This window comes from Bradyrhizobium sp. USDA 4506, assembly GCF_054058795.1.
Genome location: NZ_JBSSBM010000002.1, coordinates 7,915,373 through 7,933,804, shown reverse-complemented (window position 1 = coordinate 7,933,804; position 18,432 = coordinate 7,915,373). Strand labels below are relative to the sequence as shown.

Sequence of the window (18,432 nt, the reverse complement as noted above, 5' to 3'; positions counted from 1 at the left end):
CCGGGCTACGGCTCTCCCTCCCCCCGCAAGCGGGAGAGGGGGCGCAGTTCCGATGCGGCCATACTCAGGCCCTCCACCCCGAAAGTAACCGTGAAATCCGATATTTGCCGCCTGCCTTGACGGCGGCCGGCGGCACCCGATTTATGGTGGAAAAGCTGCCCGCTTGCGGCCCGATTCCGCTAGTATGCTCACGTACTTCCAGATCATTTGCGACCGAACGCGATGCGAGAGCCAAAGTCCTTTTTGCGCGTATTCACCGAAGCCGGTCCGCTGGTCGCGCTGACGGTGGCGCTTGCGCTGTTGATCGGCATCGCCCAGCCCGCCTCGGCGCAATTCTTCGGCTTCCCCGGCTTCGGCGGCGGACCGCCGCAACCACAGCGCCGCGCTCCGCCGCAGCACGGTGGTGGCGGCTGGTTCGGCGGCGATTTCTTCGCGCCGTTCCAGCAGCAGCAACCGCAATCATCGCAGCCGCAGCGGCCGCGCGAGGATTTCTCGCGCGCTCCGGCACCGGCCAAGCGCGAGGCGGCCGCCGAGCGCAACGTGCTCGTCATCGGCGACGCCATGGCCGACTGGCTCGGCTATGGCCTGGAAGATGCCTATTCCGACCAGCCCGACATGGGCGTGATCCGCAAGCACAAGACGGTCTCCGGCCTGATCCGCTATCAGCCCAAGGGCGATCCGGCGGATTGGGCCGCGGCCGCGAAGGGCATTCTCGCCACCGAGAACCCCGACGCCATCGTCGTGATGCTCGGCCTCAACGACCGCACCGCGATCCGAGAATCTGTCGTGGAGAAGAAGGTCGACAAGAAGGACGAGAAAAAGGACGCGCGCGGCAAGCCCGAAGCCAAGCCGGGCGACAAGCCCGATGCCGCCGCCAAAACTGATGGCAAGCCGGTCGAGGCCGAGCCGCCGGCCGACGACGCCGACAATGACTCGCAGGCCGCGCCGGAAAAGACTGCGCGTTCGCCGAACGGCCTCTATGAATTCCGCGACGACCGCTGGGTCGAGCTCTACGGCAAGAAGATCGAGGAGTTGATCAACGTGCTGAAGAGCAAGGGCGTGCCGGTGCTGTGGGTCGGCCTGCCCGCGATCCGCGGCCAGAAGGGCACGTCGGACATGCTGTTCCTCGACGCGCTCTATCGCGACGGCGCCGGCAAGGCCGGCATCACCTATGTCGACGTCTGGGACGGCTTTGTCGACGAGGCCGGCCGCTTCATGCAGAAGGGCCCGGACTTCGAAGGCCAGCCCCGCAAGCTGCGTACCGATGACGGCGTGTTCTTCACCAAGGCCGGCGCGCGCAAGCTCGCGCATTATGTCGAGCGCGAGGTGACGCGCCTGCTCGCGGTGCGCTCCGGGCCGATCGCGCTGCCCAGCGAACCGGCGACGCCGGATACCAGCGCCGAGCCCGGCAAGCCCGCGCCGCGGCCGCTGGCGGGCCCGGTGCTGCCGCTGGTCGCCTCCACGGTCGGCACCGATCAGTTGCTCGGCGGACCGGGCTCACGGCCCGCCGCGGTCGATGCGCTCGCCGCGCGCACGCTGGTGAAGGGTGAGGCACTGGCGCCACCCGCCGGCCGCGCCGATGATTTCGTCTGGCCGCGCCGCGAGATGGGCCGCGAGCAAGCCAAGGGCGATGTGCCGGTTGCCGCGACCACGCCGGCCGCGCCGGCGGGCGGACCGGCCAATCCGCCGCCCTCGACCACGGCGATCGCGCCCGACGGCTCGATCATCACTGCGCCGAAGCCGCCAAGACGTGTGTTCCGTCCGGCCCAGACCCAGGCCCAGCCGCAACAACAGCAGCCGCAGACACAGCCCTGGCTGCGCGATCTGTTCGGGTTCGGCGCGCCGCAGCAGCGCCCGCTGGTCGCTCCGCCGCCGCGCCCGCCGCGCGGTGTCGGACAGCGGGCGGCGGTGCCGGGGAGTCCGTGGCAGTAGGCCGCGCGTCTTCCGATAGAATTGACGCTACATCCACGTCATTGCGAGCCAACGGGTCGCGCGAACGCGCGCCCGATGACAGGCTCCGCGAAGCAATCCATCGATCCGCACGCGCGGACGGCTGGATTGCTTCGTCGCTTCAGCGCAAAATTGCTTTGCAATTTTGTCGCGAGCTCCTCGCAATGACGGTGGGCGAGATGGTCAACCGTAATAGCGCCAGCGCGACGGCGGCGGGCGGCGCGGCTGGCGCGTCATCAAGAGCGCGAGCGCAAAGCCGATGCCGCCGGCGATCAGCAGCGATCCAAGCGGGTTCTCCTGCACCGCATGCGCCATCGCCTTCTGTCCGCTGCGAACGGTCTCGCCGCGATGCTCATAGGCATCCTTGGCGTAGTTGACCGCGGTGTCGGCGGCGTCGCGCGCGGCGTCCTTGGCCTGGCCGTAAAGATCCTGCACCGAGCCCGCGGCTTCGCGCGCGCGGCCCGAGGCCTGGGTCTGCGCATCGCCGGTCGCGTCGCCGACAGCACCTTCGGCCTTGCCCGCGAACTCCTTCGCCGTTCCGAAAATCCGATCCTTGTCCATCGTCACGCTCCCTGATCTGTCCGGGAGCTAACCGGGAAACGGCGCGCAGGTTCCTGCGGTTACAGGATCAGGCCGCCGTCGACGACAATGGTCTGGCCGACGATGTAGGAGGCGAGCGGCGAGGCCAGGAACAGCGCGGCTCCGGCCATGTCGGCGGGCGTGCCGAGACGCTTCAGCGGAATGCGCTCGAGCGCGCCTTCGAGACGCTTCGGATTGGCCGTCGTCGCCTTGGTCATCTTGGTGTCGACGAGGCCAGGCGCGATGCCGTTGACGCGGATGCCGTTCTCCGCCCAGGCCTCGCCGAGCGTGCGCGTCAGTCCGACGGCGCCGGTCTTCGAGGCGTTGTAGGCCGGATTGCCCATGGTGGAATGATAGGCCGCGGTCGAGCTCACGATGATCAGCGAGCCTTTGCTCGCGCTCAGCATCGGCTGGAATTTGGTCGCGCAGGCCATCAGGCTCATCAGGTTGACCTCGAGCACCTTGCGAAAACCCTCCATCTCGAATTCCCCGCGGCGGTAAATCACCGCGCCCTGCGCCAGCACCAGCACATCGAGCCGATCGAACGACGGCCTGAAGGCCTCGATCGCCTGCGGGTTGCTGACATCGAGCTGCGCGTAGGCGAGGCCCTCGAGATGCGAGCCCTCTTCGGTGGAATAGTCGCTCGCCTGCGCACGGGTGCCGCAGATCGAGACGCGCGCGCCCCTGGCGCGGAACGCCTGCGCGATGCCGTTGCCGATGCCGCTGGAGCCGCCGACCACCAATATCTGCTTGCCGCCGAAATCGAGCTCGTTCATCGCGCGTTCCTCTCTCGTGCTGTTGTCTTGATTGAGCATGATCCTTTTCGGAAAGCCAACCAGGAAACTTGCGTTAACGCGCTGCGCGCATGCCGATATGGAATCAGTGGTTTGACGTATCTTGCGATCGGTGCCAGCGTTGCCGTCTCTCACAACGCAGAAAATCAACGGGGGGTCCGTCATGTCCGAATACAAGCAGCTCAGCCGTTCGGTGAAGGGCCTCACCGTTCTGGTCACCGGCGCCGCCAGCGGCATGGGCCGCGCCACCGCGCGGGTGTTTGCCGATGAAGGTGCCAACGTCGCGGTCACCGACCTCACCGAAGAAGGCACGCAGACGGTGGCGAAGGAGATTTCAGCAAGCGGCGGCTCGGCGAAGGCCTGGACGCTCGACGTCGGCGATCGCGACGCCATCACCAAAGTCGTCAACGACGTCGCCACGCATTTCGGCGGGCTCGACATCATCGTCAACAATGCCGGCATCTCGGTGCGGGTGCCGATCGACGATCCCGCGTACGAGGACGCTTGGGCCAAGGGCATCGCGGTGATGCTGACGGCGCATCCGCGCATCATCCGCGCGGCACTGCCATACCTGCGCAAGTCGCACTCGCCGCGCATCGTCAACATCGCCTCGACCGAGGCGCTCGGCGCGACCGCGCTGCACAGCCCCTACTCCGCGGCCAAGGGCGGCGTCACCAGCCTGACCCGCTCGCTCGCGGTGGAGCTGGGACGCGAAGGCATCACCGTGAACTGCATCTGCCCGGGCCCGATCCGCACCGCCATCACCGACCGCATCTCCGAGGAGCACAAGACGCTCTACGCCAAGCGCCGCACCGCGCTCGCCCGTTACGGCGATCCGGAAGAGGTCGCGCACATGACGCTGAGCCTGTGCCTGCCCGCCGCATCGTTCCTGACCGGCGCGGTGATTCCGGTCGACGGCGGGTTGATGGCGCGGAATGCCTGACCCGCGCACGGCCCGCGAGCGTTGACAGCGCGCGCGCGGCGAGTAGCCTTCCCGTCAAACGAAGCGGGAAAACCGCCCGCGACAGACGGGGAGATACGCCAATGACGGTCCTGATCCGGCAGCTTCACAAGCATTTCGTCGGCGAGGTTTCCGGCGTCGATCTGCGCAAGCCGCTGACGAAGCAGGAAGCGATCGACATCGAGGCCGGCATGGACAAATACGCCGTGCTCGTGTTCCACGGCCAGGACATCTCCGACGAGCAGCAGATGGCGTTCGCGCTGAATTTCGGCGAGCGCGAAGATGCGCGCGGCGGCACGGTGACGAAGAAGCAGGACTACCGCCTCGCCTCCGGGCTGAACGACGTCAGCAATCTCGGCAAGGACGGCAAGCCGCTGCCGAAGGACCACCGCACCCATCTGTTCAACCTCGGCAACTGCCTGTGGCATTCCGACAGCTCGTTCCGGCCGATCCCGGCGAAATTCTCGCTGCTGTCGGCGCGCGTGGTGAACCCGAAGGGCGGCAACACCGAATTCGCCGACATGCGCGCCGCCTATGACGCGCTCGACGACGAGACCAAGGCCGAGATCGAGGACATGATCTGCGAGCACTCGCTGATGTATTCGCGCGGCTCGCTCGGCTTCCTCGACTACACCGACGAGGAGAAGCAGATGTTCAAGCCGGTGCTGCAGCGCCTGGTGCGCACGCATCCGGTGCACGGCCGCAAGTCGCTGTATCTGTCCTCTCACGCCGGCGCCATCAGGGGCATGAGCATGCCGGAGGCGCGGCTGCTGCTGCGCGATCTGACCGAGCACGCGACGCAGCCCGAATTCGTCTATGTGCACAAATGGACAGTGCATGACCTCGTGATGTGGGACAACCGCCAGACCGTGCACCGCGTCCGCCGCTACGACCAGTCGCAGCCCCGCGACATGCGCCGCGCCACGGTGGCCGGCACCCAGCCGACGGTCGCGCAGGAAGCGGCGGAGTAGCGGTCGCGAAGGCTGTCGTAGCCAAACCACCGCTGTCGTAGTCGAACCCACAGCTGTCGTCCTGGGCAAGCGAAGCGCGACCCGGGACCATAACCACAGGGCGCTGTTGTTGCACGACGCTGTGGCCCGAGCGCGGTGCCGCAATTGCATACGGTGGTTATGGGTCTCTGCTTTCGCAGGGACGACACCGTGAATGTGGACAAATCGTCGACGACGTCAGCGCGGCCTACGCGTGGCCCGCGTCGTTCGACAGCATGCCGGCCTCGATGCCGATCTTGCGCAAGGCGCGCGCGTATTTCTCGTCGACGTCGGTACCGAAGATCAATTCCGGATCGGCGTCGCAATGCAGCCAGCCATTGTGCTGGATCTCGTTCTCGAGTTGGCCCGGCGCCCAGCCGGCATAGCCGAGCGCGAGGATCGCGTGCTTCGGCCCGGCGCCCTTTGCGATCGCTTTCAGGATATCGACGGTCGCGGTGAGCGAGATGCCGTCGTCGATGTTCAGCGTCGCATCCTGAATGTAGAAGTCGCTGGAATGCAGGACGAAGCCGCGGCCGGTGTCGACCGGCCCGCCCTTCATCACCTTCATCATCTCGGCATTCTCGGGCAGCTGGATCTGGTCCGACTTCTCGATGATGTCGAGCTGCACCAGCAGCCCGGGGAAATCGATGCTGCCGGCGGGACGGTTGACGATGATGCCCATCGCGCCCTCGGAGGAATGCGCACACATGTAGATCACGGAGCGTTCGAAGCGCGGGTCGTTCATGACAGGCATCGCGATCAGCATCTGGCCGTCGAGATAGCCGCCTTCGGCGGCATGGGCACCGACGGCCGGGCTTCTGCCGGCGGCGGTTTTGCGAGTCTTGCCTGTTTTGCCTTCAGGGCGCATCCGCAAAGGCCTTTCCTGCTGATTTGGCATCCTGATATCGGGTGGCGGTTCTGTCAATCAACCATCGACCGCCGTGCGGCGATGCATCACAAGCAATTCAATGGTTTGCACCGAAAGTTGCGGGTAAAGACGTCTCATGATCGTCATAGTTCCCTTGCGTGCCGCATTTGGCGTTGCCGCCCTGTTTTCCGTCGCATCTATGGCAACGGAGGTCCGCGCCGACGACGCCTCGCCGTGGCAACAGGACACGCATTCGGCGGTGCGGCTGCTCGCCGGATCGCGCAGCGGCGCGGTGCTGCTTGGCGGCATTGCGTTCCAATTGCAGGACGGCTGGAAGACCTATTGGCGGACGCCCGGCGATTCCGGTGTGCCGCCGCGGTTCGATTTCTCCAGGTCGGACAACGTTGAGGCGGTCACCGTGATGTGGCCCGCCCCGCGGCAATTCGACGACGGCGCCGGCGGCACCTCGCTCGGCTACAAGCACCAGGTGGTGCTGCCGCTGCGCATCGTGGCGAAGAATCCCGACAAGCCGCTGGTGCTGCGCGCCGACATCAACTACGCGGTGTGCGAGAAGCTGTGCGTGCCGGTGGAGGCGAAGGCCGAGCTGGCGTTCGCGAGCGTCGCCTCGACCGAGGACGCCGCGCTTTCGGAAGCGCTCAACGCGGTGCCGAAGCCCGCCAATATCGGCGACCCCATCCCGTTCTCGATCCGCGACGTCAAGCGCGACGGCAAGAACAACGTGCTGGTCGATGTCAGCGCGCCCGAGAGCCGCGACCTCAGCCTGTTCGTCGAGGGGCCGACGCCCGACTGGGCGCTGCCGGTGCCCAAGCTCGTTGCGCAGGCGCCGCCGGGCGTGAAGCGCTTCACCTTCGAGCTCGACGGCCTGCCGCCCGGCGCCAAGGCCGACGGCGCCGCGCTGAAGCTGACGCTGGTCGGCGGCGACAAAAGCTACGAATTCAATATCAATTTGAATTGAGCCGTAGGGTCATTCCGGGGCGATGCAGCGCATCGAACCCGGAATCTCGAGCCCCCGGGTTCAGTGCTTCGCACTGCCCCGGGACGACCCCGAAGGGGTGCGTCACCGAACCCAATCTTAACGTTTCGTTGATAGATCGGAGGCCATTGCCGCCACGCGGCGCTTTAGGAATTTTTCCGCCTTGGCTGTGATGGAGACACAATCCGCAACCTCTGCGCCGTCGGGCCGGGCCGCACGCCTGCGTGGGCTCGCCGCGCGCGCGCTCGGCGGCACCAACGAGGCGTCGGTCACCAAGCGCCTCGCCGGCATGATCTTCGTCATCCGCGTCATCAGCGCCGGCATCGCCTATCTCGCGCAGATCCTGCTGGCGCGCTGGATGAGCGGCTCGGACTACGGCATCTATGTCTATGTCTGGACCTGGGTGCTGCTGCTCGGCAGCACCATGGATTTCGGCATCGCGCCCTCCGCGCAGAAGATCATTCCGGAATACCGCGCACGCGGCGACCTCGCGGCGCTGCGCGGCTTCCTCTCCGGCGGCCGCTGGGTGGTGCTGGCGACGTCCAGCATGGTCGCGCTGCTGCTCGCCGGCGTGATCCACCTCGCCTCCCCCTGGATCGATCCCAACGCGGTGCTGCCGCTCTATATCGGCTGCCTGACGTTGCCGCCCTTCGTCGTCGCCAACACCCAGGACGGCATCTCCCGCGCGCATGACTGGATGCAGCTCGGCCTGATGCCGCAGTTCATCGTGCGGCAGGGGCTGATCATCGCACTGACCGCCGGCGCGCTGGCGCTCGGCCTCAATCTCGGCGCCACCGCGGCGATGATCGCGAGCGCGGCCGCGGTGTACATCGCGGCGATCGGCCAGATGGTCGTGCTCAATCGCCGCCTCACCGCCCATCTCGGGGTGGGCGAGAAGACCTACGACGTCAAGGGCTGGTTCGCGATCTCGCTGCCGATCATGCTGGTCGAGAGCTTCTATCTGCTGCTCGGCTACACCGACGTGCTGATGCTGCAGCAGTTCCGCTCGTCGGAGGAGGTCGGCATCTATTTCGCCGTGGTGAAGACGCTGGCGCTGGTGTCGTTCGTGCACTACGCGATGGCGGCGACGACGGCGCACCGCTTCGCCGAATACAACGCGCTCGGCGACAAGGACCGGCTGTCGGCCTATGTCGCACACGCCATCAGCTGGACGTTCTGGCCCTCGCTGCTCGCGACCATCGCCCTGCTGGCGTTCGGCAAGCCGCTGCTGTGGCTGTTCGGCCCGAAATTCGTCGACGGCTACAGCATCATGTTCGTTGCCGCGATCGGGCTCGTGGTGCGCTCGGCGATCGGGCCGGTCGAGCGCCTGTTGAACATGCTCGGCCACCAGAGCATCTGCGCGACCGCCTATGCGGTGTCATTCCTGATGAATGTCGGGCTCTGCATCGCCCTCGTCCCGCGTTACGGCGGCATGGGCGCCGCCGCCTCGACCTCGCTGTCGCTGACCTTCGAGACGATCCTCTTGTTCTATGTCGTGCGCTCGCGCCTCGGGCTGCACGTGCTGGCGTTCGGGAAGCGACGGACGGCGCCGTAGCATTCCGCCAGCGCGGCATCATGCGATGGCATGACCGCCGCCGGACTGGAAAACCTGCCTGGCCGCGTTCAGCCTTGCGCCTGTCAGGCGCGCCTGATGTCCGCCCGCTCCCAATGGTGGCCGGCAACCATACGGCGGAAGAACCACAGAACGGCCGGGCAAGCCAGGAGCATGGCGGCGCCGAAGTCGAGCGCCGCGCTCGCGGAGCCGACCGCGGTGGAGAGCTTTCCTCCGATCGCAGGTCCAGCCAGCATGCCGGCGTAAAAGACGGTGTAGAATATTCCCATTCCGATCGGCCGCGTCTTCTGCTCGAGCACGCGCGCAGGCAGGCTCATGATCGGACCGGCAGGCAGGCCGCAGAGGATTCCAAGAGCAATGACGACGGGAAGCACCGTGCCGCTGCGCGACAGAAGCAGTGTCAGGAGCGCGAAGGCGATGCAGCCCGTGACCAGGATGACCTCGCCGCGCCTGGTCCGATCGGCGAGGAAGCCGCCCAACGGCACCGAAAGGGCGGCGAGCCAGAGCACGATACTGATGGTTGATCCGGCTGCGGCACCGGACCAGCCCTGCTCGACAAGCATCGATGGACCGAAACTGAAGATCATCGCAAAGCCGATGTTGTAGAGACACCAGATCAGCCCGGCGGCAATCACGGCGCAGATCGTGTCGGCGGTCAGGTTGCTAGGCTCGCCTTCAACCGCGACGGCCGCATCCGGCGCGCGATAAACCAGAGCGATGAGGCCGAGACCGATCAGGATCACCCCGGCGACGGCAAGATTGACGGCATGGAGCCCGAGCGTGGCTCCGATTGCCGGCAACAGCATGAGAGCGACTGCGATGCCGGCCGGCCATGAGTTGATGAAAATGGCCATCGCGGTGGCGATTTCCCGGCCGGCAAACCAGTCCGCGACCATCTTGGTCATCAGAACGTTCAGGAGCACGCCGCCGATGCCGGCAGTCAGCCGGCCCGCGATCTGCACGCTCCACGACGTCGACGTGGTCATCAGCAGTTCGCCTGCCAGCATCATCAGGAGACCGGCAAGGACCACCACCTTGTCGCCATAGCGGCGGCCGATCGCGCCGCCAGGCAAGGCAAGCAAGGCGCCCGGCGCAAAGTAGAGCCCGATCAGAACGCCGATATCGGCCAGGCTCGCGCCCAGACCCTGGCTGAGCTGTGGCGCGATGGCCGCGACGCTCTGAAACTGAAAGGCGATGGTGGCACGAGCGACGAACAGAGCGGCAAGAATGGTCCAGCGGCTTCGCATTTGGATTTTCTCCGATGCCGTGAACTATGCCGTCGGCCTGATATTCTGGTTCAGGCGGAAGAAATTCGTCGGATCGTATTTGTTTTTGAGCGCGACGAGGCGTGCGTAATTTTCGCCGTAGGCGTCGCGCACGCGGTCTTCGCCCTCATCCCCCAGGTTGTTGGCATAGACGCCGCCGGTCGAATAGGGCCTGACGGCACTCCACAGCTCGCGCGCCCAACGCATGTTCGCTTCGTCACCGGCCGGATCGTCCCAGATCGCGACCGGAAAGCAGTCGAACGCCGCATCACGGTTTGCGTAAGGCGAGCTCGATACCGGAACCCGTGCAATTGCGCCGCCGACATGCTGGAGAACCAGCAAGGACGAGGTGTTGGGGGCTCTCGCATAGGCGTCGAGCAGCGCGTCGATCGCGCCGGCACCGATCTCGCGCAGGAATTGCGCCTTCCAGTAATAGCGACGTCCCCGCGGAAACAGGGCATCGCCGCCTGACTGAATCTCGAGATAGGGAACGGTTGCGAGGCGCGTCTCGACGGGCGAGCCGAACTTGACGATCGGCGAAAGGGCGCGCTCACCGTCATGATGCGAGCCGACATAACAACCGGAGATGTTGAAGAACCGGTCGCCCGACGGCAGCGTCACAAGGGCCGCATCGACGTTGACCTCATCGGCAGCGTTGCGGGCGAATTCATCGTAGAACTGCATGGCCTCGCGCGCCTGATCGTAAGGATAGAGCGTTGACGCGACGGGCAACGACGTGCCGATCGCGTGCAACTGGTATTCGAACGCAGTCACGATGCCGAAATTGCCGCCGCCGCCTCTCAAGCCCCAGAGCAGGTCGGGGTGTTCGGTCGCGCTGGCCCTTAGAACCTGTCCCTCGGCTGTCACCACCTCGGCGGCAATCAGGTTGTCGCAGGTCAACCCGTATTTTCGCCCGAGCTTGCCGAAGCCGCCGCCAAGCGTGAGCCCGGCGATGCCGGTGTCGCTATTGACCCCCATGGTGGTCGCCAGGCCGTGCGCCTGCGTGGCACGATCGAATTCGCCGAGATCGAGGCCGGCCTCCGCGCGCGCGGTGCACCTGACCGGATCGACATCGATGCGCTTCATCCGCGACAGGTCGATGACCATGCCGCCGTCACAGACCGAGAGGCCGGCGACATTGTGGCCTCCGCTGCGAACGGCCACCGGGAACGTGCGGGACCTCGCGAACGTCACCGCCTCGACCACATCCTGGGTATCCGCGCAGTAGGCGATCATGGCCGGCCGCCTGTCGACGGCGCCGTTCCAGACCTTGCGCGCCTCGTCATAACCGGCGCTCCCGGCGAGGACCACCTTGCCCTTGAGCCGTAGCTGGGGGCTGGGCCGAAGCTCGGAATGCGGTTCGCCCATCACCTCGTTATATGCCTGCCGCTGCTCCATCCGATTTACTCCTCGCCAGGAATGCCCATGCCATCATCCCACGGCGCGCCAAATCGTCCTGAATCCGATCGGAAAAAGTTGCAAAATTTCGCCAAAAGGGATGGCTCCAGGCGATGGCGACGCTTGCAACCTCAAAACAAAAGCCGGCCCTGATCCAATCAGGGCCGGTTTGTTTCTTAGGCCGCCAAGTCCCGCCGGAAAATTACTCCGCGGTCCAGCCGCCGTCGATCGAGTAGTTGGAGCCGGTGATCTGCGCGGCATCGTCGCTGCACAGGAACAGCGCAAGCGCCGCGACCTGGTCGGAGGTCACGAACTCCTTGGTGGGCTGCGCGGCGAGCAGCACGTCCTTGATGACCTGCTCCTTGGTCATGTTGCGCGCCTTCATGGTCTCCGGGATCTGGTGCTCGACCAGCGGGGTCCAGACGTAGCCCGGGCTGATGCAGTTGCAGGTGATCTTGTGCTGCGCGAGCTCCAGCGCCACCGTTTTGGTGAGGCCGGCAATGCCGTGCTTGGCCGAGACATAGGCCGACTTGAACGGCGAAGCGACCAGCGAGTGCGCCGAGGCGGTGTTGATGATGCGGCCCCAGCCGCGCTTCTTCATGCCGGGCACCGCGGCGCGGATGCCGTAGAACGCGGACGACAGATTGATCGCGATGATCGCTTCCCACTTCTCCGGCGGGAATTCCTCGATCGGCGCAACGAACTGAATGCCGGCATTGTTGACCAGGATATCGACCGAACCAAAGGTCTTCTCGCCGAGCGCAATCATGTCAGCGATCTCGGCCGGCTTGGTCATGTCGGCCGGCGAATGCACGGCCTTGACCTTGAAGTCGGTCTCGATGCCGGAACGCTCCTTCTCGATATCGGCCGGAACGCCCATGCCGTTGAGAACGATATTGGCGCCGGCACCGGCGAAGGCGCGCGCGATCGCCAATCCGATGCCGCTGGTCGAGCCGGTCACAACGGCGGTCTTGCCTGTCAACGTACCCATTATCGGTCGCTCCTATTTGCTTGCGGGGGGTGTGGGTTCATCCCCCGTGAGGTCGTAAGTCACCATGGTCTCCCCGGACTGCGGCCGTTCTAGCCATTCTTTGTGACGCATCGACAAATGCACGTCGCGGACGCCCGCGCCCCAGTGCTCGACCATCGCAACATGGGAGAAGTCGTAGTCCTTCGAGGAGCTCTCGTAGTTCTTGCTCTTGTAGATCAGGTGAACCACCGTGACGGTGTTCTCCTTGGACGCCTTGCGCAGCAGCTCGACCGACGGATCGTTCTTCAGGTAATCGGGCAGCTTGCCGATCAGGTCGCGTACCGCCATGCGGGCGTTGTGGATCTGCCGGTTCTTGTCGGTGTTCATCCGCGTCCGGCTGGAATAGCGGATGTCCTTCTCGCGCTCGGCGGCCTCCAGCAACGTCTCCGGCAACGGCCCGCGCGCGCTGAACAGGTCGACCTGGAAAATCAGCAGATCGCGGTTGATCTCCTCGTCGAGCACGAAGTCGAGCGGGGTGTTGGAGGCGATGCCGCCGTCCCAGTAGTGCTCGCCCTCGATCACCACGGACGGAAAGCCCGGCGGCAGCGCGCCCGAGGCCATGATGTGCTCGGGGCCTATCTTCTTGCCGAGCTTCCTGAACTCGTAATTGTCGAAATAGCGGAAATTGCCCGAGGTGACGCTGACCGCGCCGACCGACAGGCGCGTCTTCAGATCGTTGATGCGATCGAAATCAACCAGGCGCTCCAGCGTCTTCTTCAGGGGCCCGGTGTCGTAATAGCTCAGCGATTGCGAGCTGCCGGGCGGCCACAGCGGCGCCGGCGGAATCCGCGGCGTGAAGAAGCCGGGCACGCCGAAGGTCGCGATGATGGCGGCACTGGTCTCGTTGAACAGCGAGCGGGCGCGCTCATGGTTGGAGACCGGATTCCACGGCACCGGCGCCGACACCATCTCCCAGAATTCCTTCAGCCGCGGCACGCGCTCGGCCGGCTCGTTGCCGGCGATGATCGCGGCGTTGATGGCGCCGATCGAGATGCCGGCGATCCATTCCGGCTCGAAGCCTGCGTGGCAGAGCGCCTGAAAGGCGCCGGCCTGATAAGAGCCGAGCGCGCCGCCGCCCTGAAGAACCAGCACGCGCTGCGCTTGCGCCGGCGTCGAGGCAGGCGCGGAATCCGAAGTGTCCATTCGTAACCGTTGGGGCTGCAAACAACGAGAACGGCGCACCGTGGCGGCTGTTCGCCGCCGCGTCAATCAACGAGATGAAGGGCTCTCTGTTTGAGCATGATCTTCCCGGAAAACCGCCTCACACTTTTCCGGATCATGCTCTGGATCACGCGGAATTTATCGAGATCAGGTTGCCGCCAAAATGAGCGTCCAGAACACCTTGTACTTGGTGTTGGGAGCATAGACCGCCGCGATGCCCATTTTTGTGACACCGCTCTTCAGCATATTGGCCTTGTGCGGCGGTGAATCACGCCAGCCCGAAAAGGCTTCCGCCAGCGTGTGATAGCCGGCCGAGATGTTCTCGACCGCCACCGTCGCAGGATAGCCCCCGGCCTGCAGCCGCTTGCCGAGCGGGGCCTTCACGTCATGGTCCATCTTGTTGCGCGCGGCCATCGCCTGCGACTGCTGCTCGGCGAGCTTGGTCAGGTCCGGATCCACCGCGACGGTGCCAAGGCCATTGTTCTGGCGATACTGCGAAAACATGATCGCGGCCGCCTGGCTATCCAGGACAGCGCCGGGTTGGGCCATGTTGAGATACATGGTCGGTTCTTCCGGGATTTTGGTGTCCGTGCCGCAGCCGGCAAGCAGCAGAAGCCCGAACAGGGCGACCGTCGTCCGTTTCACTGTAAGAAAACCCCCAAAGATTGGCCCGCCGTTGTTGCATACCAACCGTGGCTGAATGGTGAACAGGGGCTAACTTTTGGCTGCGAAATGCCGTCATTCCGTGGCGCGAAGCGAGCCCGGAATCTCGAGATTCCGGCCTCGGTCCTACGGACCGCCCCGGAATGACGGTGGATGTGGTCAGGAACCGTCGCCCGGATGCCTACTCCTGGGCGGCAAAGATCCGGTAGCGGCGGGGCTGCAGCGAGACGATTTCGCCGGCCTGGAGCTCGCGGTCGCGGGGGGCGTCGATCTCGATCACGGTCTTGCCCTCGCTCCCCGACAGGGCCACCTCGGCGCGCTGGATCGGACCGAACGAGCGGACATGCCGGATGGCGCCGTCCAGGGCGCCGGTTCCAGCCGGGCCGACCGCCATGTCGTGGCGGCGGACGAACAGCTTGGCCGCGCCGGACGCCGCGCCCAAGGCCGGAATGTTCAGGGAACGACCGTCCAGCCGCACCGCATCGCCGGCGACGTCGACCGGCAGCACGATGGATTCGCCGATGAAGCCGTGCACGAAGGCGGTCGCCGGATTGTCATAGACCTCGTCGGGCGAGCCGATCTGCTCGATCTTGCCCTTGTCCATCACCACGACGCGGTTGGCGACCTCGAGCGCTTCTTCCTGGTCATGGGTGACGAAGATCGAGGTGACGTGGATTTCGTTGTGCAGCGAGCGCAGCCATTGCCTGAGCTCCTTGCGCACCTTGGCATCGAGCGCGCCGAACGGCTCGTCGAGCAACAGGATCCGCGGCTCGATCGCGAGCGCGCGCGCCAGCGCGATGCGCTGGCGCTGGCCGCCGGACAATTGGCTGGGATAGCGGTTGGCCAGCCAATCGAGCTGTACCAGGTCGAGCAGGTTCTTGACGCGGGCGCGGATCGTCGCTTCGTCCTTGCGGATCGCGCGCGGCTGCACGCGCAGGCCGAAGGCGACGTTCTCGAACACCGTCATGTGGCGGAACAGCGCGTAGTGCTGGAACACGAAACCGACCTGGCGCTCGCTGGCGCCGCGCGAGAGCGCGTTCTCGCCGTCGATCGCGACCTCGCCCGAGTCGGGCCAGTCCAGGCCTGCGATGATGCGCAGCAGCGTCGTCTTGCCGGAACCGGACGGACCGAGCAGGGCCAGCAACTCGCCATCGGCGACCTTGAGGTCGACATTGTCGAGCGCGGCAAAGCTGCCGAACGTCTTTACGATATTCTTGACTTCAATCGCCATCGGGCACCTCTGCCTCGTCGAGCCGCCGCTCGAGAACGGTTTTCGCCACCAGGGTGATCAGCGCCAGCATCGCGAGCAGCGATGCGATCGCGAACGAGGCGACGAACTGGTATTCGTTGTAGAGAATTTCGACCAGCAGCGGCATCGTGTTGGTCTCGCCACGGATGTGGCCGGAGACGACCGACACCGCGCCGAACTCGCCCATCGCGCGCGCGTTGCAGAGCAGGACGCCGTACAGCAGGCCCCATTTGATGTTGGGCAGCGTGACGCGGAAGAAGGTCTGCAGGCCGGAGGCGCCGAGCGAGATCGCCGCCTCCTCTTCCTGGGTGCCCTGCTCCTGCATCAGCGGGATCAGCGCGCGCGCCACGAAGGGGAAGGTGACGAAGATCGTCGCCAGCGCGATGCCGGGTACCGCGAACAGGATGTGGACATTGTGCGCCTGCAGCCACGGCCCGAAATAGCCCTGCGCGCCGAACAGCAGCACGAAGACCAGGCCCGAAATCACCGGCGAGACCGAGAACGGCAGGTCGATCAGCGTGATAAGGAAGGTCTTGCCGGTGAACTCGAACTTCGAGATCGCCCAGGCCGCGATCACCCCGAACACGAGGTTGAGCGTGACCGAGATCGCGGCGATCAAGAGCGTCAGCTTGATGGCGGCGAGTGCCTCAGGCTCCGCCAGCGCCGCGAGATACGCGCCGACACCTTTCGAGAACGCCGACGCAAACACCACGACCAGCGGCAGCACGACGAAGACGCTGAGGAAGGTGATCGCGAGTGCGATGATGATGAAGCGGATCGGCCCGGGCTCGGTGCGCAGATTGCGCTGCGCCGTCCCCGGCTCCGCGCGCGCGATCTCGAGTCGCGGCGCCGGCGCCGCGACGCTGACATCGGTCGCGGGTGCGTAGGTCCGCAGTTGCGTGGTCGAGGTCACCAATCCCGTCTGCATCGACATCGCAAGACCTCAATGCACGGGGATGCGGGCTTGCGCCCAGCGCTGCAGCCGGTTGATCAGGAAGATGATCAGGAACGAGGCCACCAGCATCACGACCGCGATCGCGGTGGCATCGGCGTAGCGGAATTCGGACAGCCGGATCACGATCAACAGCGGCGCGATCTCGGAGACATTGGGCAGATTGCCGGCGATGAAGATCACCGAGCCGTATTCACCGATGGCGCGGGCGAAGGCGAGCGCGAAGCCGGTGAGCAGCGCCGGAATCAAGCTCGGCAGGATGACGCGAAACACCGTGTGCCAGCGATTGGCGCCCAGGCTCGCCGCCGCCTCCTCGATCTCGGGATCGAGATCGATCAGCACCGGCTGCACCGTGCGCACCACGAACGGAATGCCGATGAAGATCATCGCGATGAAGATCCCGATCGGCGTGAACGCGACCTTGATGCCGAGCTCGGCGAGCGGCGCGCCGAGCCAGCCCTTCTGCGCGAACAGCTGCGTCAGCGCGACGCCCGCGACCGCCGTCGGCAAGGCAAACGGAATATCGACGATGGCGTCGAACAGCCGCCGGCCCGGAAAGCGGTAGCGCACCAGCGCCCAGACGATGACGGTGCCCATCACCAGATTGACGCAGGCGGCCGCAAACGAAAGCCCAAACGAAATCTTCAGGGCATTCAGGGTGCGCCGGCTGGTGATGATGCCCCAGAACTGGTCGAGGCTGAGCTCGAACGTCTTGAGGAACAGCGCGGCCAGCGGAATCAGGATGATAACGGAGAGCCATGTCAGGGTCAGTCCCATGGTGAGACCGAACCCCGGCAGGGTACTGCGCCGTGCAACCGCTGTGCTCACATATCCCCCTGATAATCCGATCAGTTCTTGTAGATCTGATCGAAGATGCCGCCCTCGGCGAAGTGCTCCTTCTGGGCCTTGGTCCAACCACCGAAAACGTCGTCGATGGTGAAAAGTTCAACCTTGGCGAAGGATTTTTCGTACTCCTTGGCGATCTCGGGATCGCGCGGCCGGTAGGAATTGCGCGCGGCGATCTCCTGGCCTTCCTTGGTGTACCAGTACTTCAGATAGGCCTCGGCCACGGCGCGGGTGCCCTTCTTGTCGGCGACCTTGTCGACCACGGCGACCGGCGGCTCGGCCAGGATCGACTGCGGCGGGGCCACGATCTCGAACTTGTCCGCGCCGAATTCGCGAAGCGCCAGAAAGGCTTCGTTCTCCCACGCAAGCAGCACGTCGCCGACGCCGCGCTCGACGAAGGTCACGGTCGAGCCGCGCGCGCCGGTGTCGAGCACCGGCACGTTCTGATAGAGATCGGCGACGAACTTCTTCGCCTTGTCCGCGGAGCCGAACTTCTTCTGCGCGTAGCCCCAGGCGGCGAGATAATTCCAGCGCGCGCCGCCCGAGGTCTTCGGGTTCGGCGTGATGACGCTGACGCCGGGTTTAATCAAATCGTCCCAATCCTTGATGCCCTTGGGATTGCCCTTGCGCACCAGGAACACGATGGTCGAGGTGTAGGGCGAGGCGTTGAGCGGCAGCCGCTTCTGCCAGTCGGCCGCGATCAGGCCCTTGCCCGCGATCGCATCGATGTCATAGGCGAGCGCCAGCGTGACGACATCGGCCTGCAATCCGTCGATCACCGAGCGCGCCTGCGAGCCGGAGCCGCCATGCGACTGCTTGATCTCGACGCTCTTGCCGGTTTCCTTCTGATAGGCCGCGGCGAACGCCTTGTTGAAATCGACATAGAGCTCGCGGGTCGGATCATACGACACGTTCAACAGCGAATAGTCGGCCGCGAAGGCCGAGCTCGCCCACAACAGTCCCGCGACCAGCGGCAGGATACGACGGATCATTTCGCTCTCCATTCAACCTGAGAAATGTCAGGGAACACGCAAGACATAACTCACGGCGAAGTGGTCTTAAGTCAACGAAACCGGTTTTCTTTGTTTTCGGCGGCGCAGCGCGCTTGTGCTACGAAGTCGCGGCACTGCGAAGGCTTTGTCGCGTCGCCAAACCGCAAT

General features: G+C 65.2%; 17 protein-coding genes. 5 read left to right on the top strand and 12 right to left on the bottom strand.

Annotated features, from left to right (window positions below):
• Positions 1-222 precede the first annotated feature (222 nt).
• Positions 223-1,932 carry an SGNH/GDSL hydrolase family protein gene (locus tag ACVIHF_RS39480; RefSeq protein ID WP_456793620.1) on the top strand — a complete coding sequence of 570 codons (1,710 nt, stop codon included), beginning with the start codon at positions 223-225 and terminating at the stop codon, positions 1,930-1,932.
• A gap of 201 nt (positions 1,933-2,133) precedes the next feature.
• Here ACVIHF_RS39480 and ACVIHF_RS39475 read toward each other — a convergent pair whose 3' ends face one another.
• Both ACVIHF_RS39475 and ACVIHF_RS39470 read right to left on the bottom strand, forming a co-directional pair.
• Entirely contained in the window at positions 2,134-2,511 is a 378-nt protein-coding gene (locus ACVIHF_RS39475; RefSeq protein WP_050387227.1) for a CsbD family protein, read from the bottom strand.
• Between the two features lie 59 nt (positions 2,512-2,570).
• The gene (locus tag ACVIHF_RS39470) at positions 2,571-3,305 is read right to left on the bottom strand and encodes an SDR family NAD(P)-dependent oxidoreductase (protein WP_456793619.1); all 735 of its coding nucleotides are present in this window, start codon (positions 3,303-3,305) and stop codon (positions 2,571-2,573) included.
• Between the two features lie 181 nt (positions 3,306-3,486).
• Here ACVIHF_RS39470 and ACVIHF_RS39465 point away from each other — a divergent pair, with 181 nt between their 5' ends.
• Both ACVIHF_RS39465 and ACVIHF_RS39460 read left to right on the top strand, forming a co-directional pair.
• Positions 3,487-4,266 carry an SDR family NAD(P)-dependent oxidoreductase gene (locus ACVIHF_RS39465; protein ID WP_456777831.1) on the top strand — a complete coding sequence of 260 codons (780 nt, stop codon included), beginning with the start codon at positions 3,487-3,489 and terminating at the stop codon, positions 4,264-4,266.
• A 101-nt stretch (positions 4,267-4,367) separates the two neighbouring features.
• The gene (locus ACVIHF_RS39460; RefSeq protein ID WP_229191029.1) at positions 4,368-5,255 is read left to right on the top strand and encodes a TauD/TfdA dioxygenase family protein; all 888 of its coding nucleotides are present in this window, start codon (positions 4,368-4,370) and stop codon (positions 5,253-5,255) included.
• A 226-nt stretch (positions 5,256-5,481) separates the two neighbouring features.
• On the opposite strand, the gene ACVIHF_RS39455 is transcribed toward ACVIHF_RS39460, so the two are convergent.
• Entirely contained in the window at positions 5,482-6,141 is a 660-nt protein-coding gene (locus tag ACVIHF_RS39455) for a YqgE/AlgH family protein (protein ID WP_076824945.1), read from the bottom strand.
• A gap of 136 nt (positions 6,142-6,277) precedes the next feature.
• On the opposite strand from ACVIHF_RS39455, the gene ACVIHF_RS39450 reads away from it, so the two are divergent.
• Positions 6,278-7,117 (top strand): protein-disulfide reductase DsbD domain-containing protein, encoded by an 840-nt coding sequence (locus tag ACVIHF_RS39450; RefSeq protein ID WP_456793618.1) that lies wholly within the window; start codon positions 6,278-6,280, stop codon positions 7,115-7,117.
• Positions 7,118-7,298: 181 nt separating this feature from the next.
• Positions 7,299-8,690 (top strand): oligosaccharide flippase family protein, encoded by a 1,392-nt coding sequence (locus ACVIHF_RS39445; protein WP_456793617.1) that lies wholly within the window; start codon positions 7,299-7,301, stop codon positions 8,688-8,690.
• A gap of 83 nt (positions 8,691-8,773) precedes the next feature.
• Here ACVIHF_RS39445 and ACVIHF_RS39440 read toward each other — a convergent pair whose 3' ends face one another.
• From ACVIHF_RS39440 to ACVIHF_RS39400, 9 genes are all read right to left on the bottom strand, one after another.
• Complete coding sequence (locus tag ACVIHF_RS39440) at positions 8,774-9,955, bottom strand: MFS transporter (RefSeq protein ID WP_456793616.1); 1,182 nt, start codon at positions 9,953-9,955, stop codon at positions 8,774-8,776.
• 24 nt (positions 9,956-9,979) lie between these two features.
• On the bottom strand, positions 9,980-11,371 hold the full coding sequence (locus ACVIHF_RS39435) for an FAD-binding oxidoreductase (protein ID WP_456793615.1): 1,392 nt from the start codon (positions 11,369-11,371) through the stop codon (positions 9,980-9,982).
• A 202-nt stretch (positions 11,372-11,573) separates the two neighbouring features.
• Positions 11,574-12,362, bottom strand: coding sequence for a 3-hydroxybutyrate dehydrogenase (locus ACVIHF_RS39430; RefSeq protein WP_137476689.1), 789 nt, complete (start codon positions 12,360-12,362; stop codon positions 11,574-11,576).
• Positions 12,363-12,374: 12 nt separating this feature from the next.
• Positions 12,375-13,544: a DUF3734 domain-containing protein gene (locus ACVIHF_RS39425; RefSeq protein ID WP_456793614.1), complete on the bottom strand. Its 1,170-nt coding sequence runs from the start codon at positions 13,542-13,544 to the stop codon at positions 12,375-12,377.
• Positions 13,545-13,709: 165 nt separating this feature from the next.
• Positions 13,710-14,207 carry a CAP domain-containing protein gene (locus ACVIHF_RS39420; RefSeq protein WP_456793613.1) on the bottom strand — a complete coding sequence of 166 codons (498 nt, stop codon included), beginning with the start codon at positions 14,205-14,207 and terminating at the stop codon, positions 13,710-13,712.
• A gap of 199 nt (positions 14,208-14,406) precedes the next feature.
• The gene (locus ACVIHF_RS39415; protein ID WP_456793612.1) at positions 14,407-15,456 is read right to left on the bottom strand and encodes a sulfate/molybdate ABC transporter ATP-binding protein; all 1,050 of its coding nucleotides are present in this window, start codon (positions 15,454-15,456) and stop codon (positions 14,407-14,409) included.
• Positions 15,446-16,408, bottom strand: coding sequence for a sulfate ABC transporter permease subunit CysW (gene cysW, locus ACVIHF_RS39410; protein WP_456793611.1), 963 nt, complete (start codon positions 16,406-16,408; stop codon positions 15,446-15,448). Before cysW ends, ACVIHF_RS39415 begins: the two co-directional genes overlap by 11 nt.
• Before the next feature lie 9 nt (positions 16,409-16,417).
• The gene (gene cysT, locus ACVIHF_RS39405) at positions 16,418-17,224 is read right to left on the bottom strand and encodes a sulfate ABC transporter permease subunit CysT (protein ID WP_028334726.1); all 807 of its coding nucleotides are present in this window, start codon (positions 17,222-17,224) and stop codon (positions 16,418-16,420) included.
• Positions 17,225-17,274: 50 nt separating this feature from the next.
• The gene (locus ACVIHF_RS39400; RefSeq protein ID WP_225161301.1) at positions 17,275-18,264 is read right to left on the bottom strand and encodes a sulfate ABC transporter substrate-binding protein; all 990 of its coding nucleotides are present in this window, start codon (positions 18,262-18,264) and stop codon (positions 17,275-17,277) included.
• Positions 18,265-18,432: the final 168 nt, after the last annotated feature.

Excerpts from the sequence above, each read along its gene's own strand:
- ACVIHF_RS39480 (WP_456793620.1), top strand. The coding sequence starts at position 223 with ATGCGAGAGCCAAAGTCCTTTTTGCGCGTATTCACCGAAGCCGGTCCG.
- ACVIHF_RS39475 (WP_050387227.1), bottom strand. The coding sequence starts at position 2,511 with ATGGACAAGGATCGGATTTTCGGAACGGCGAAGGAGTTCGCGGGCAAG.
- ACVIHF_RS39470 (WP_456793619.1), bottom strand. The coding sequence starts at position 3,305 with ATGAACGAGCTCGATTTCGGCGGCAAGCAGATATTGGTGGTCGGCGGC.
- ACVIHF_RS39465 (WP_456777831.1), top strand. The coding sequence starts at position 3,487 with ATGTCCGAATACAAGCAGCTCAGCCGTTCGGTGAAGGGCCTCACCGTT.
- ACVIHF_RS39460 (WP_229191029.1), top strand. The coding sequence starts at position 4,368 with ATGACGGTCCTGATCCGGCAGCTTCACAAGCATTTCGTCGGCGAGGTT.
- ACVIHF_RS39455 (WP_076824945.1), bottom strand. The coding sequence starts at position 6,141 with ATGCGCCCTGAAGGCAAAACAGGCAAGACTCGCAAAACCGCCGCCGGC.
- ACVIHF_RS39450 (WP_456793618.1), top strand. The coding sequence starts at position 6,278 with ATGATCGTCATAGTTCCCTTGCGTGCCGCATTTGGCGTTGCCGCCCTG.
- ACVIHF_RS39440 (WP_456793616.1), bottom strand. The coding sequence starts at position 9,955 with ATGCGAAGCCGCTGGACCATTCTTGCCGCTCTGTTCGTCGCTCGTGCC.
- ACVIHF_RS39435 (WP_456793615.1), bottom strand. The coding sequence starts at position 11,371 with ATGGAGCAGCGGCAGGCATATAACGAGGTGATGGGCGAACCGCATTCC.
- ACVIHF_RS39430 (WP_137476689.1), bottom strand. The coding sequence starts at position 12,362 with ATGGGTACGTTGACAGGCAAGACCGCCGTTGTGACCGGCTCGACCAGC.
- ACVIHF_RS39425 (WP_456793614.1), bottom strand. The coding sequence starts at position 13,544 with ATGGACACTTCGGATTCCGCGCCTGCCTCGACGCCGGCGCAAGCGCAG.
- ACVIHF_RS39415 (WP_456793612.1), bottom strand. The coding sequence starts at position 15,456 with ATGGCGATTGAAGTCAAGAATATCGTAAAGACGTTCGGCAGCTTTGCC.
- cysW (WP_456793611.1), bottom strand. The coding sequence starts at position 16,408 with ATGTCGATGCAGACGGGATTGGTGACCTCGACCACGCAACTGCGGACC.
- ACVIHF_RS39400 (WP_225161301.1), bottom strand. The coding sequence starts at position 18,264 with ATGATCCGTCGTATCCTGCCGCTGGTCGCGGGACTGTTGTGGGCGAGC.